This is a genomic window from Kribbella koreensis (genome assembly GCF_039525325.1).
GTDB classification, from domain to species: Bacteria; Actinomycetota; Actinomycetes; order Propionibacteriales; family Kribbellaceae; genus Kribbella; species Kribbella koreensis.
The window spans coordinates 19,693-32,549 of record NZ_BAAAHK010000011.1 but is presented as its reverse complement, the minus strand read 5'-3'; the positions used below and the strand labels follow the sequence as shown (position 1 = coordinate 32,549).

The window sequence follows — 12,857 nt, the reverse complement described above, 5'->3', positions numbered from 1 at the left end:
GCATCGGGGTGTCAACTGGGGAACAGCGACGCAAGGGGGAGTTCCCATGTCCGACACGATGGCGCGTTCGCCGGGTTCTCATCGGGGGCGGCCGGACGGTTTCGGGGGAGAGGTGATCCGGCCGGGTGATCCGTCGTACGACGAGGCCCGGTCGGTGTTCAACGCGATGATCGACAAGCGGCCGGGGGTGATCGCGCAGTGCGAGTCGGCGGCCGATGTCGCCGCGGCGGTGCGGTACGGGGTCTCGGAAGGCTTGGAGATCGCAGTACGAGGGGGTGGTCACAGCGTTGCGGGTGCGGGGGTGACGGAGGGCGGCCTGGTGGTCGACCTGCGCAAGATGCGGTCCGTGCAGGTGGATCCGGAAGCCAAGCTGGCACGGGTGGCCGGCGGTGCGACCTGGGCGGATCTCGATGGCGCCTGCCAGCAGTACTGGCTGGCGACGACCGGTGGCAGGGTGTCGACGACGGGGGTGGCTGGACTCACGCTTGGTGGCGGGTCCGGCTGGCTCGAGCGCAAGTTCGGGTTGGCGTGCGACAGCCTGGTATCGGTCGAGCTGATCACGGCGGACGGGCAGTTGGTGATCGCGGACGAGACGCGGAACACCGAGCTGTTCTGGGCGCTGCACGGTGGTGGCGGCAACTTCGGGGTGGCGACGTCGCTGACGTTCAAGCTGCGGCCGCTGACGTCGATGACGCTGGCGATGCTGTTCTGGCCGGCCGACGCGGGGCCGGAGGTGATCCGCCGGTACCGCGATCTGATCGAGGCGGGAGTACCGGACGAACTGGGTGGTGGTGTCATCTACCTCACCGGCCCGCCGGAGGACTTCGTGCCGCTGCACCTGCAAGGCGAGCGGCTGGTCGGCGCGGCCGCGTTCTACGCCGGGACCGAGGAGGAGACGCGGGCGATCTTCCAGCCGATGATGGACCTGTCGCCCGAGGGCGTGATGATCGCGGAGATGCCCTACTCGGCCATTCAGTCGGCTCTGGATGACCCGCCCGGCTTCCGGAACTACTGGTCGGCGGAGCATCTGAGTGAGCTGCCCGACGAGGCGATCGCCGCTTTCGTCGGTGGGGCGGCCGGCATGCTTCATCCGTCGCCTTCGCAGCAGATACTGGTGCCGTGGGGCGGTGCGGTGGGGCGTGATGCCGACAAGTGGCCGTTGCCGCATCGGAACGCGGCGTGGGTGATCCACCCGTTCGGGCTCTGGGCGGATGCTGCCGACGATCAGCGCGGGATCGAGTGGGCGCGGAACCTCTGTACCGACATGAAGCCGTGGGCGACCGGTGCGGTCTACCTGAACTTCATCGGGGACGAGGGCCAGGATCGGGTGGTCGCCGGTTATGGGAAGGACAACTACGAGCGGCTTGCCCGGGTCAAGGGTGAGTTCGACCCGGGCAACGTGTTCCAGCTGAATCAGAACATCAAGCCTGGTTAGTGGCTCAGACCGCTCGGGCGATGGCGATGGAGCCGGCCAGGCGTTCGCCGGCCTCGTAGATCATGTACTCCACGCCGTTGTCCGAGCCGAACGCCGGTGCCGCGCAGCGGCCGTTGTCCGGCGCGCCGCTGAGTGGGGAGTGGAAGACGCCGAGGTGGTTGCGCTTGTCGAAGTTGTTGCCCACCTCGGTGATCCGCATCGACCCGCCGGCCTCGATGTTCGTGTGGTAGATGACGTACGTCGAACCGTTGCGCTCGGCAACCGCCGGGGCGCCGATGTTGAGTGCCCCGACGTCCTGCGGGTTGATCAGCGGGGTCTGCGAGAAGGTCCAGGTGCGGGCGTCGCCCGACCAGCCCCAGCCGATCGAGCGACGGTTCGCGGTGGTGTTGATCATGAAGACCATCACGTACCGGGCGTTCTTGGACGGGAGGTCGTGGCGGAAGACGCGGGCGTAGGACGTCTCCGTCGTGCCGGCCGGGAGCATCGAGGTGTTGAGGACGACCTTGTCGTAGGTGAAGTGGATGCCGTCGGTCGAGCGGGCCAGGCGGGTGGTGGTGTTCTCGCCGTGGAAGTACATCCACATCTCGTTGACGTCGTCGTTCCACAGGGCGTGCGGCGAGGAGACGTGGGAGACGTTGTAGTTGGGCGACCAGGTGCGGCTGATGATCGGGTTGGCGTTGTACTCCGTGTACGGCCCGCCGAGCGAGTTGGAGTAGGCGAGGCAGAGGCCGCCGGGGGCGTCGTGCGGGGCGTAGTACAGGTAGAAACGGCCGAGGGCGTTGCTGATCCGGCCGACGGTGCCGCGGACGCTGGGGAAGATCAGTTCGCCGGTGGGGTTGTAGCGCAGGTTGGCCTTGTCGAATGCGACCCGGACGTAGCTGTAGTTGGGGAATCCGCCGGGCGCGGCCTGGGCGCTGCCGGTCATCGGTACGCCGGCCGCGAGGCCGAGCCCGAGGCCGGCGGTGCCGCGGAGTAGGGTCCGGCGGCTGACGGGAGGTAGGTTCGTCATCCTTGGTTCCTCACACATGTCGGGGGCGGGGTTGCTGCCGAGTGTGGGATTCGTCCGTTGGGTCAGTCAATAAGCTAATCCGTATTAGCTAAGGTGAGGTGTATGGCAAGGGCGCCGCGTCAGGCGGATATCGCCGCCGCTGCCGGGGTTTCGCAGACGACGGTCTCGCTGATCCTGTCCGGGAACACCGACGGCATGCGGCTGGCGGAGTCGACCCGGCTCCGGGTGCTGAAGGCGGCGGAGACGCTCGGCTATGTGCCGGATCCGGTCGCCACCCGGCTGGCGTCGTCGCGCAACCACATGATCGGCGTGTACACCTTCGCGTCGGCGTTCCCGACCGCGGTCGATGGCTTCTACTACCCGATCCTGGCCGGCATCGAGGAGGAGGCGGCCGCCCTCGGCCAAGACCTCATCCTCTTCACCGGAACCGGCGGTCTCGGGGCGAGGGCGGACGACAAGACGGCGATTCGGCGTACCCGGATTGCCGATGGGTGCCTGTTCTTCGGGCGGCATGTGCCGGAGGAGCCGATCGACTGGTTGCTTGGTGGTGGGTTTCCGCTCGTCTACATCGGCCGGCGCGACGAGTTGGCGGGCCGGATCCCGTACGTCGGAGTGGACTACGTCGCGGCCTCCGCCGCCGTCGTCAACCGCCTGGTCGAGGCCGGCCACCGCGAGATCCGCTACCTCCGCTCGCTCGACGACGCCCTCTCCTCGACCGACCGCGAGCGAGGCGTCCTCACCGCAGCTGCCTCGGCCGGGTTGCCGGTACGCCGAATCGTCGTGCGCGCTGCCGACGCCGAGGTCGGCGCCTTGGGGTCCGAGGTCCGCGAGTTGGTCGAGCGCTGGCGTGGCGAGGGGGTGACGGCCGTCGTCGTCGAGGAGACCGACACCGGGTCGCTCTCGGCCGCCTTGCTGGACGCGGTGCACGACATCCGGGTGCCAGCTGAGTTGTCGCTCGCGGTGCTCGGCCAACCAGCGGGCCACCCGGAGCTGAGCGGGTTCGAGGTCCCGCGACGCGAACTCGGGCGCCAAGCGGTGCGTCTACTGGTCGACCAGATCACGTCGTCAAGTACTGGAGACCCCGAGCAGATGCTCCTCGACTGCATCCCGATCACCGGCTCGACCATCGGCCAGGCACCGTGCTGACGCGGCAAGCGGGCGTCGTGCCGACGCGCCCGTTGTGCGTGATGACGCGCCGGCGGTGTGCGTGCTGACGGGCAGAGCGGGGAGCGTGCTGATGCGGCGGGCGGGGAGCGTGCTCGCGCTGGGGCTGGTGGCGATGCTTGGGTGGAGTCTGGCGGTGTCGGCGTCGATGCCGAGCTGGTACGACCCGGATCGCGACTGCCAGCAGGCCTTTCCCCTGGCCGAGGGCAACGGCCTGCGCATCACCAGCTCATCGCTGCCCCCACACGCCACCTGCGACTTCGGCGACGGCCAGCTTCACCAGTTCATCTCGCCGACCCGCTCGACCGTCCTGACGATCGTCTTCGCCCTGACCGCGGCGCTCACCCTCGCCGGCCTGTACTTCGTACTCCGCCGCCTCACCGCCCCCGCCGGCATCCTCCGCTCCGCCGAAGCCGTCGACCTCCGCGGCCGCCAGCTTCGTCACCTGGGAGCCGGAGCCTTCCTGACCCTCCTGGTTGTCGCGCTCTTCGCCGGCGCCAACGTCTTCGCCGCCTTCCTGGGCGGCCCACCCGGCATGCTGATCGTCGCGCTCACCGCCATCGCCGCTCTCTCCGCGGTTGCCGCAGCTCTGGACCGCCAGCTGGGCCCCCTGCCCAGCACAGCCCGCGACTCCCAGCGCCGGGGCGCGGTCGTCGGCTGCGTCACCATCGCCACCGTCTTCTTCATCACCGCAGCCAGCGGCAACTTCCCCTTCTACCGAATCTGGGTGGCGCCCGTTGGTGCCATCACCTACTTACTCGTTGTCACCGTCCAGTGGTCTCGAGCAGCCCGTGGAGTTCGGACTGGGTTGGCCGGGGTACTGGGAGCGGATGAGTGACTGGTTTCTGACGGCTGAGGAGCGGGGCAACCCTGCCACTGACCTCGAGGGTGCGTGGACGGAGGGGAACTCGGTCCGGCTGCTCGTGCACGGTGCCGTCTACTTCCAGCGGCTGTACGACGAACTGTGCGCGCTGGGTGCCGGCGATCGGGTGTACTTCACCGACTGGCGTGGGGATGCGGACGAGATCCTCTACGAGGGTGGGCCGTCTGTGGGCGAGGTGCTGTGTGACCTCGCCAAGTCCGGGATCGAGGTGCGGGGGTTGTTGTGGCGGTCGCATTCGGATCATGTGCAGTTCAACGCGCAGGAGAATCAGCGGCTGGGGGCCGAGCTGAATGAGGCCGGGGCGGAGGTACTGCTCGATCAGCGGGTGCGGCGGCTGGCTTCGCATCATCAGAAGTTGTTCGTGATCCGGCACCGGGGTGAAGCGGCCAAGGACGTCGCGTACGTGGGTGGGATCGATCTGAGTCACCAGCGGCGCGACGACGCTCGGCATCTGGGTGATCCGCAGCAGGCGCCGATGGATCCTCGGTACGGGAATCGGACGCCGTGGCATGACGCGGCTCTCGAGCTGCGCGGGCCGGTCGTCGGGGATGTGCTCCGCACCTTCGTCGAGCGGTGGGACGATCCGCATCCGCTCGACCGGCGTACGCCGTACCGGATGTTCGTGCAGCGGAAGGCGGACATGCCGCGGCATCCGTCGAAGCTGCCGGAGAGGTTTCCGGATCCGCCGGCGGCCGGGGACCACTCGGTGCAGGTGTTGCGGACGTTCGGGCACAAGCATCCGCCGTTCCGCTTCGCGCCGAAGGGGGAGTACAGCATCGCGCGGGCGTACCGGAAGGCGTTCGGGCGGGCGCGGCGGTTGATCTATGTCGAGGACCAGTACTTGTGGTCGTCGGTGGTGGCCGAGGGGTTGTGTGAGGCGCTGGAGCGGTCGCCGGAGTTGCGGGTGATCGCGGTGGTGCCGCGGTACCCGGATGCGGACGGGCGGATCAGCGGACCGCCGGCGCGGTACGGGCAACTGCAGGCGCTCGACATGTTGCATTCCGTGGCGCCGGATCGGTTCGCGGTGTACGACCTGGAGAACGCGGCCGGTACGCCGATCTACGTGCACGCGAAGGTCTGCGTGGTCGATGACGAGTGGTTCACGTGTGGGTCGGACAACTTCAACCGGCGCTCGTGGACCAACGACAGCGAGCTGACGTGTGCGGTGGTGGGGGAAGGGTTGGCGCGGTCGGTGCGGGCGGAGCTCTGGTCAGAGCATCTGGGGGTCGAGCCCGAACTTGACCCGGTTAAGGGTTTTGAGCAGTTTCGGGCTGCGGCTCAGGCGCTGGACTCTTGGCATGCGGAGGGTGAGGTCGGGGTGCGGCCGGCGGGGCAGCTGCGGCGGCATGAGCCGGTGCCGGTCGGGCGGGTGGCAAGGGTCTGGGCACGGCCGCTCTACGACCATGTCTATGACCCGGACGGTCGGCCGCGGCGGATGCGGCGGCGAAATTCGTTCTGAGATTCGGGCTGGCTGGGTTTGGATGACGGTATGGGCCGGATGCATGCGAACGAGGCGTTGATCGACGACGAGCTGGTACTGCGCTTGGTCGCGGGGCAGTTTCCGCGATGGAGCGGGCTGGCGGTGGCCGAGATTCCGTCGAGTGGGACGGTCAATGCGATGTACCGGCTGGGGGATTCGCTGACCGTGCGGTTGCCGCGGATCGCGGGTGGGGTGCCGGACATCGAGAAGGAGTTCGAGTGGTTGCCACGACTCGCGCCGCTGCTGCCGGTACGGATCCCGACGCCGGTGGCGCTGGGGGAGCCGGCCGACGGGTATCCGTGGCCGTGGCTGGTGCAGGAGTGGATCCCGGGGTCGATCGCGGTTGCTGGTGAGGTGCGCGAGCCGGTCGGCCTGGCGGAAGATCTCGCCGGATTCGTCCGAGCAATGCGCTCGATCGACGCGCCGGCCAGGGCAGGGGGCGAGGGGACCGCCGGGCCGAGCAGGGCATCGGCCGCGGGGACCGACGTGCCGGACGGCCTGGGCGGCGAGGGGATCGAGGCGCCGGCGGCGTACCGGGGTGGGCCGTTGTCTTCGCAGGATGAGGAGACGCGGAAGGCGCTGGTGCAGTTGGAGGGGTGGATTGATACGGGGACCGCGTTGGCTGCTTGGGAGTCGGCGCTGGCGGTGGCGCCGGCGAGCTCGCCGTGCTGGGTGCATGCCGATCTGATGCCGTCGAATCTGTTGGTGACCGACGGCGGACGGCTTGCGGCGGTGATCGACTTCGCTACCGCAGGGGTCGGGGATCCGGCTTGCGATCTGATTCCTGCCTGGAATCTGCTGCCTGCGGCTGGGCGCGAGGTCTACCGCGAGGCGTTGGGGGTTGACGACGATGCTTGGGTCCGAGGTCGTGGGCGGGCGTTGTCGATGGCGCTCATCCAACTCCCGTACTACCGCGACACCAACCCCGGCATCGCCGCCAACGCCCAGCACGTGATCAACGAGGTACTCGCCGACTTCACCGCGCGATGAGCGCTGGCGACTGCCCGGATCAGTCGCCGGACAACTGGAATCCGTCGAAGAGGCGGCCGCCGTAGGGCTTGAGGATGGTATCGACGGTGGCGATCAGCGCTGTCGGGTCGCCGGTGGAGGCGGCGCGGACGGCGGCGGGTAGGGCGGTTGCGTAGTCGGTGGTGTGCGTTGCGTCGTAGGCGGCCAATTCACGGAGGAGGCCTTTGCCGGTGCCGGTCCAGTGGTTGGCGCCGGTCAGGAGGAGGGCGCTGGCGTCCAGCCAGAGGAGGGTGGCGATGGCGGTCCGTACGTCGTTGCTGTCGGCACCGATCAGGTCTTCGAGCAGGTCGCTGATCTTGTACCTGAGCATGGCGATGTCCTGAGCTTCCAGCGGCGGTGGGCCTGCCAGGATCTGAGCCTTGCCGCTCGCTCGGAGGGTCGCGCCGGAGCCGTCGGTATCGAGCAGGACGATCGTCTCGCCGACCAGGCGCATCATCGACGGCTGGCGGCGTCGGCGGTCCTTCTCGCAGTAGTGGGCGAGGGATGCCTCGGTGTGGACGAAGAGTTCGACCGGCCAACCGGCGTACTGGAGTGATTCGCGCAGTGGGGCGGGCGGGCCGGGGAGGAGGACGGTGATGTCGAGGTCCGAGGTCGAGGTGGCGGTGCCCTGGGCAACGCTGCCGCCGAGCCAGGCGGCGCGTGCCTGTGGATAACGCTCCTGGACGAGCCTTCGGGCGATCTCTACTGCTTCCATCCGGTCAGTCTCGCCGGGGGTGGGGGCGAATCTCCAGCAAATTTGTCCCGGACGGGAATAGGCCCGAGGGGCGGTGGGTTGCGGCGGTCATACCCCATGGGGGTATAGTCGAAGCGCTGGGAACCGACGGAGGTCACGATGAGCGACGAACACGGCTCGGGCGCTGCGCCCGCCACCCACGACCACGACCACGACCACCACGCCAGGTCGGCGGACGAACACGCTGACCACGGCTCCCATGGTGAGCACGAGCACGGTGGGCACGAGCATGGCGGGCACGGTGGGCATTCGGGGCATGGGGATCACGCGGCGCAGTTCAAGGACCGGTTCTGGATCAGCCTCGGGCTGGCGGTGCCGGTGGTGTTCTTCAGTGAGATGTTCTCGGATCTGCTCGGCTACAGCCGGCCGGACTTCGCCGGGGCGGATCTGATCGCGCCGATCATCGGGACGATCATCTTCGTGTACGGCGGGCAGCCGTTCCTGCGCGGCGGGTGGAGTGAGATCAGGGCTCGCCAGCCGGGGATGATGCTGCTGATCTCGATGGCGATCTCGGTCGCGTTCGTGGCGTCCTGGGTGACGACGCTCGGGATCGGCGGGTTCGACCTGGACTTCTGGTGGGAGCTCGCGCTGCTGATCGTGATCATGCTGCTCGGGCACTGGCTGGAGATGCGAGCGCTCGGCGCCGCCTCCGGTGCGCTCGACGCACTGGCCGCGCTGCTGCCGGACACCGCCGAGAAGGTCACCGACGACGGCGTCGTCGAAGTTGCCCTGAGCAACCTCTCCGAAGGTGATGTCGTGCTGGTCCGTTCCGGCGGCCGGGTACCCGCCGACGGCCAGGTGGTCGACGGCCAGGCCGAGGTCGACGAATCGATGATCACCGGCGAATCCCGTCCGGTACTCCGCGCCGTCGGCGACCAGGTCGTCGCCGGTACGGTCGCCACCGACAGCGCCCTCCGGGTCGAGATCACCGCCGTCGGCGACAACACCGCCCTGGCAGGCATCCAGCGCCTGGTCGCCGAGGCGCAGGCGTCGTCATCCCGAGCCCAGGCGCTCGCCGATCGCGCGGCCGCGTTCCTGTTCTACTTCGCCTCCACCGCAGGCGTCATCACCTTCCTGGTCTGGAGCCTGCTCGGCAAGCTGGACGAAGCGGTGACCAGGACTGTCACCGTGCTCGTGATCGCCTGCCCGCACGCCCTCGGGCTGGCCATCCCGCTGGTGATCGCGATCTCGACCGAGCGCGCGGCGAAGGCCGGCGTCCTGGTCAAGAACCGGTTGGCCCTGGAGCGGATGCGGACGATCGACGTGGTGCTGTTCGACAAGACCGGGACGCTGACGAAGGGCGAGCCGGCGGTCACCGGCGTGGCGACGGTTTCCGTTGCTGACAACGAGTTGCTGGCGATCGCCGCGGCGGTGGAGTCGGACAGCGAGCACCCGTTGGCGAAGGCGATCGTGCGGGCGGCAGCGGAGGCTGGTGTGGCGCGCTTGAAGGCGTCCGACTTCAGGTCGCTGACCGGGCGTGGGGTCGAGGCTGTGGTTGACGGCGCTCATGTGTCGGTAGGCGGACCTGCGTTGCTGCGCGAGTCCGGAGTACAGGTTCCTGCTGCGTTGGAGGGGGCGATTCAGGAGTGGAAGGACCGTGGGGCCGCTGTGCTGCAGGTGGTTCGGGAGGACGAGTTTTTGGGCGCGGTGGCGTTGGAGGACGAGGTCCGGCATGAGTCGCGGCAGGCTGTCGATGCGCTGCACAAGCGTGGGGTGAAGGTCGCGATGATCACTGGCGACGCGCATCAGGTGGCCGAGGCGGTGGCGGCTGAGTTGGGGATCGACGAGGTGTTCTCGGAGGTACTGCCGCACGACAAGGACGCCAAGGTGGCCGAGCTGCAGGCGCGTGGGTTGAAGGTGGCGATGGTCGGTGATGGCGTGAACGACGCGCCGGCGCTGGCTCGGGCCGAGGTCGGGATCGCGATCGGCGCCGGTACGGATGTCGCGATCGAATCGGCAGGCGTCGTACTGGCCGCTGACGATCCGCGCGCGGTGCTGTCGGTGATCGATCTGTCGAAGGCGAGCTACCGCAAGATGTGGCAGAACCTGGTCTGGGCGACGGGGTACAACATCATCGCCGTACCGCTGGCGGCCGGAGTCCTGGCCTTCGCCGGGATCGTCCTGTCGCCCGCGGCCGGCGCGGTGCTGATGTCGCTGTCGACGATCGTGGTCGCGCTCAACGCCCAGCTGCTGCGTCGGCTCAACCTCTCGCCGGAGCGACTGGCGTCATAGCGAGTCCTGGCCCAGCTCGGTCCTCCCGTCGATCAGTTCGCGGGCGGCGTCGAGGTGGCCGAGATGGCGGGCGGTCTCCTCGATCAGGTGCAGCACGATGAAACGCAGGTCGGTGATCTGGCTGGTGTCGCCGTGGCCGTGATCACCGACCGGCGGCGTGCCCCACGGGACCGTCGCCAGTACTTCGTTCGCGCGGGCGATCTGGTCGCGATAGAACCCGAAGACGGTCTCCGCCGAATGCGCCGAGGTGAAGGCGTCCTCGTCGGCGTCAGCCGGGTCGTCCGGCCAGGGGAGTGGGGCGGCGGAGCCCAGGGCGACCTGCTGGAACCAGTGGCGCTCGGCATGTCCGAGATGCTCGACCATGCCGAGGACCGTCCAGCCTGAGGGCAGTACGGGCTTCGTGAGTTGCTCCGGGGTGAGTCCTTCGATGACTCCGAAGACCCGGGTTCGTTGCGCTTCCAGGAACGTGAGCAGTTGTTGGTCCATGGCCATAGGTCGAGGCGTCGCCGGCTCGCTCGACATTTCTCAGTTTTCGGCCAGGACGGCGAGGTCGCGTTCGGCGTACAGGCGGTGCATGTACTCCTCGTTGAGGACGATGTGGAGGCACTCGCGGACCGGGTAGCTGATCGGGCGGGGCCAGCCGGCGGCTCCGGTGAGCGGGGTGGTGTCGGCGGCGAGTTGCTCGTCGGTGAGCTGGTCGACGTACTGGCGGACGGTGGCCATCCGGTCCGTGCGCAGGGCGAGGGCTTCGTCGAGGGAGGGGCGGGCGGCGCGGTCGCGCGGTATGCCGGGGGTGTCGTCCATCTCGTCCCACGGGAGGTCGAGGGGATGCCACGGGGTGGGGTCGCCGAGGATCGCCCGGCGGATCCAGGCGTCAGTGGCGAAGGCGAGGTGGCGCAGCGTCTCGATGAAGGACCACTCGCCGTCGACGCTCTCGTGCAGGAGGTCTGGCGGCAGGGCGCGCGCCTTGGTGACGGTCTCGTCCCATCGTTGCTCGAGGAGATCCCAGGCGGCGCGGAAGCCGTCGGGGTCGGACGGGCGGACCTTGACGCGGTCGGGGTCGCGGCGATCCAGTTCGGCGTCGATCAACGGGCCGATGTCGACTCCGTTGATCGACACGTTCTGGATGTCGCCGGTGATCTCGACGTTGTGGAGCTCAGCGCCGATCAGCCGCACGTCGCACAGGAAGGCACCGCGCAGCCGAACATCCTCCAACACCAGAGCGTCTTCAGTCATACCTCGCACGCTAGAACATCACCCGGACAATTCGCGTCCGCAATTCAGCGCGGCCCGGTGATCGCGAGTTTGCCGAAGTAGGTGCTGGATTCCGCCGCGAGGTGAGCGAGGTACAAGGCCTGCCTGTGATTGCCTGGCGGGATGATCGACTTCTCGAACGGTTCTGTTTTCAAGCTCAGTCCGGCCGCGGTCGGCGACCTCGGTCCGATGGTGGCTCCACTGCTGATCCCAGGCGAACAGCTCGTGTCGTGCTTCAAGGCGGTCCGGGACTTCGTCGTCTTCACCGACAAGCGTCTGATCGCCGTGAACGTCCAGGGGATGACCGGCCGGAAGCGGGACTTCACCTCGCTGCCCTACAAGAAGATCCAGGCGTTCTCGGTCGAGACCGCCGGCACCTTCGACCTCGATGCCGAGCTGGACCTGTGGTTCAGCGGATTGGGCAAGGTCCGCCTCGAGTTCAAGGGGACCTCGGACATCCGGCAGCTCGGCCAGATGATCGCGAGCTATGTGCTCTGAATGCCTTGCGTCCACAAGGCATTCGCGGGCAGCGTAGCTGACCGGATCAGCGGGGGACGGTGACGACCAGTTTGCCGAAGTGGGTGTTGGATTCGAGGTGCTTGTGGGCTTCGACGATGTTGTCGAGGGTGAAGAGGCGGTCGACGGTGGGTTTGAAGGCGCCGCTTTGCAGGCCGCTGGAGACGAAGGCTGTTGCTCTGCGCAACCGTTCTGGGTGCCGGGTGATCTCGTGGACGGTGTACGTGCGGAGGTTGAGGGCGGGCATGCCGAGGTCGAAGCCGGGGTACGGCGTCGGCTGGCCGCTGGATGCTCCCCAGAGGAAGAGGGTGCCGCCGGGGGCGACCACTCGCGCGAGCTCGGCGACTCCTGGGCCGGCCACGGCATCGAAGATGTACTCGGCACCTCGCCCGCCGGTCAGCTCGAGGATGCCGCTCGCGAGCCCGCCGCCTTGGCGCTCCTGCCCGTCGCCTTGGCCCAGCCCATCCCGGCGCCCTTGCCCCAGCCCGTTCTCCTCTCCGGAGACGATGACCTCGGCCGCGCCCTCCTCAAGGAGCCGCTGGCGTTTGGCGGTTGTGCGGGTGATGGCGATCGGGGTTGCGCCTAGGCGGTTGGCGGTGTGGATGGCGGCCAGGCCGACGCTGCTGGAGGCGGCGTTGATGACTGCGACGTCGCCGGGGCGGATGTGGGCGATCTCGACCATCGCGCCGTACGCGGTCAGGTACGGCATCCAGACGGCCGCGCCGGAGACGGCGTCGACGGAGTCGGGGCGGGGGATGAGAGCGGTGACGGGGGCCAGCGCGCGTTCGGCGTACAGGGGGTAGTCGTTCTGGGAGAAGTTGGGGATGACGCTGACCGGCTGGCCGATCGTGAAGCCGGTGACGCCGGGGCCGAGCGCCTCGATCACGCCGGCGGCTTCGCTGCCGAGGCCGGCGGGGAACTGCCGCACCGACTCGATGTAGTTGCCGCTGCGGAACAGGATGTCCGCGCGGTTGAGGCCGATCGCGTCGATCCGCAGCAGCACCTCGCCGGGGCCGGGCTCGCCTGGATCGAGGTCGTGCAGGCGGAGTACGTCGGGGCCGCCGGTGGCGTGGAAGCGCACGGTCGTCGTCATGCGTCCAGTCAAGGCGGAAGTTTGAGAAC

General features: G+C 68.5%; 12 protein-coding genes. 7 read left to right on the top strand and 5 right to left on the bottom strand.

Translation table 11 applies throughout. The features are described 5' to 3' along the window. The first annotated feature begins 46 nt into the window (after positions 1-46). A complete protein-coding gene (locus ABD116_RS22075) occupies positions 47-1,435 on the top strand; it encodes an FAD-binding oxidoreductase (RefSeq protein ID WP_343973258.1) in 1,389 nt (462 codons plus the stop codon). A gap of 4 nt (positions 1,436-1,439) precedes the next feature. Here the strand turns inward: ABD116_RS22075 and ABD116_RS22070 are convergent, their stop codons facing one another. Beyond that, positions 1,440-2,444 (bottom strand): glycoside hydrolase family protein, encoded by a 1,005-nt coding sequence (locus ABD116_RS22070; protein WP_343973255.1) that lies wholly within the window; start codon positions 2,442-2,444, stop codon positions 1,440-1,442. A gap of 102 nt (positions 2,445-2,546) precedes the next feature. Here ABD116_RS22070 and ABD116_RS22065 point away from each other — a divergent pair, with 102 nt between their 5' ends. The 4 genes from ABD116_RS22065 (at position 2,547) to ABD116_RS22050 (ending at position 6,961) form a co-directional block, all read left to right on the top strand. Beyond that, the gene (locus ABD116_RS22065) at positions 2,547-3,590 is read left to right on the top strand and encodes a LacI family DNA-binding transcriptional regulator (protein ID WP_343973252.1); all 1,044 of its coding nucleotides are present in this window, start codon (positions 2,547-2,549) and stop codon (positions 3,588-3,590) included. A gap of 91 nt (positions 3,591-3,681) precedes the next feature. Continuing rightward, a complete protein-coding gene (locus ABD116_RS22060) occupies positions 3,682-4,446 on the top strand; it encodes a hypothetical protein (protein WP_343973249.1) in 765 nt (254 codons plus the stop codon). Continuing rightward, on the top strand, positions 4,439-5,950 hold the full coding sequence (locus ABD116_RS22055; RefSeq protein ID WP_343973246.1) for a phospholipase D family protein: 1,512 nt from the start codon (positions 4,439-4,441) through the stop codon (positions 5,948-5,950). The genes ABD116_RS22060 and ABD116_RS22055 overlap by 8 nt, the downstream gene beginning before the upstream one ends. A gap of 30 nt (positions 5,951-5,980) precedes the next feature. After that, positions 5,981-6,961, top strand: a complete 981-nt coding sequence (locus ABD116_RS22050) for an aminoglycoside phosphotransferase family protein (protein ID WP_343973243.1) — start codon at positions 5,981-5,983, stop codon at positions 6,959-6,961. A 19-nt stretch (positions 6,962-6,980) separates the two neighbouring features. On the opposite strand, the gene ABD116_RS22045 is transcribed toward ABD116_RS22050, so the two are convergent. Continuing rightward, positions 6,981-7,694 carry a nucleotidyltransferase domain-containing protein gene (locus ABD116_RS22045; RefSeq protein ID WP_343973240.1) on the bottom strand — a complete coding sequence of 238 codons (714 nt, stop codon included), beginning with the start codon at positions 7,692-7,694 and terminating at the stop codon, positions 6,981-6,983. A gap of 138 nt (positions 7,695-7,832) precedes the next feature. On the opposite strand from ABD116_RS22045, the gene ABD116_RS22040 reads away from it, so the two are divergent. Beyond that, complete coding sequence (locus ABD116_RS22040; RefSeq protein WP_343973237.1) at positions 7,833-9,965, top strand: copper-translocating P-type ATPase; 2,133 nt, start codon at positions 7,833-7,835, stop codon at positions 9,963-9,965. On the opposite strand, the gene ABD116_RS22035 is transcribed toward ABD116_RS22040, so the two are convergent. Continuing rightward, a complete protein-coding gene (locus ABD116_RS22035) occupies positions 9,960-10,451 on the bottom strand; it encodes a DinB family protein (protein ID WP_343973234.1) in 492 nt (163 codons plus the stop codon). The genes ABD116_RS22040 and ABD116_RS22035 overlap by 6 nt on opposite strands. Positions 10,452-10,490: 39 nt before the next feature. After that, positions 10,491-11,201 carry a DinB family protein gene (locus tag ABD116_RS22030; protein ID WP_343973231.1) on the bottom strand — a complete coding sequence of 237 codons (711 nt, stop codon included), beginning with the start codon at positions 11,199-11,201 and terminating at the stop codon, positions 10,491-10,493. A gap of 141 nt (positions 11,202-11,342) precedes the next feature. Between ABD116_RS22030 and ABD116_RS22025 the strand changes: the two genes are divergently transcribed. Then, positions 11,343-11,717 carry a PH domain-containing protein gene (locus ABD116_RS22025; protein WP_343973228.1) on the top strand — a complete coding sequence of 125 codons (375 nt, stop codon included), beginning with the start codon at positions 11,343-11,345 and terminating at the stop codon, positions 11,715-11,717. 46 nt (positions 11,718-11,763) lie between these two features. Here the strand turns inward: ABD116_RS22025 and ABD116_RS22020 are convergent, their stop codons facing one another. After that, positions 11,764-12,828, bottom strand: coding sequence for a zinc-dependent alcohol dehydrogenase family protein (locus tag ABD116_RS22020; protein ID WP_343973225.1), 1,065 nt, complete (start codon positions 12,826-12,828; stop codon positions 11,764-11,766). Positions 12,829-12,857: the final 29 nt, after the last annotated feature.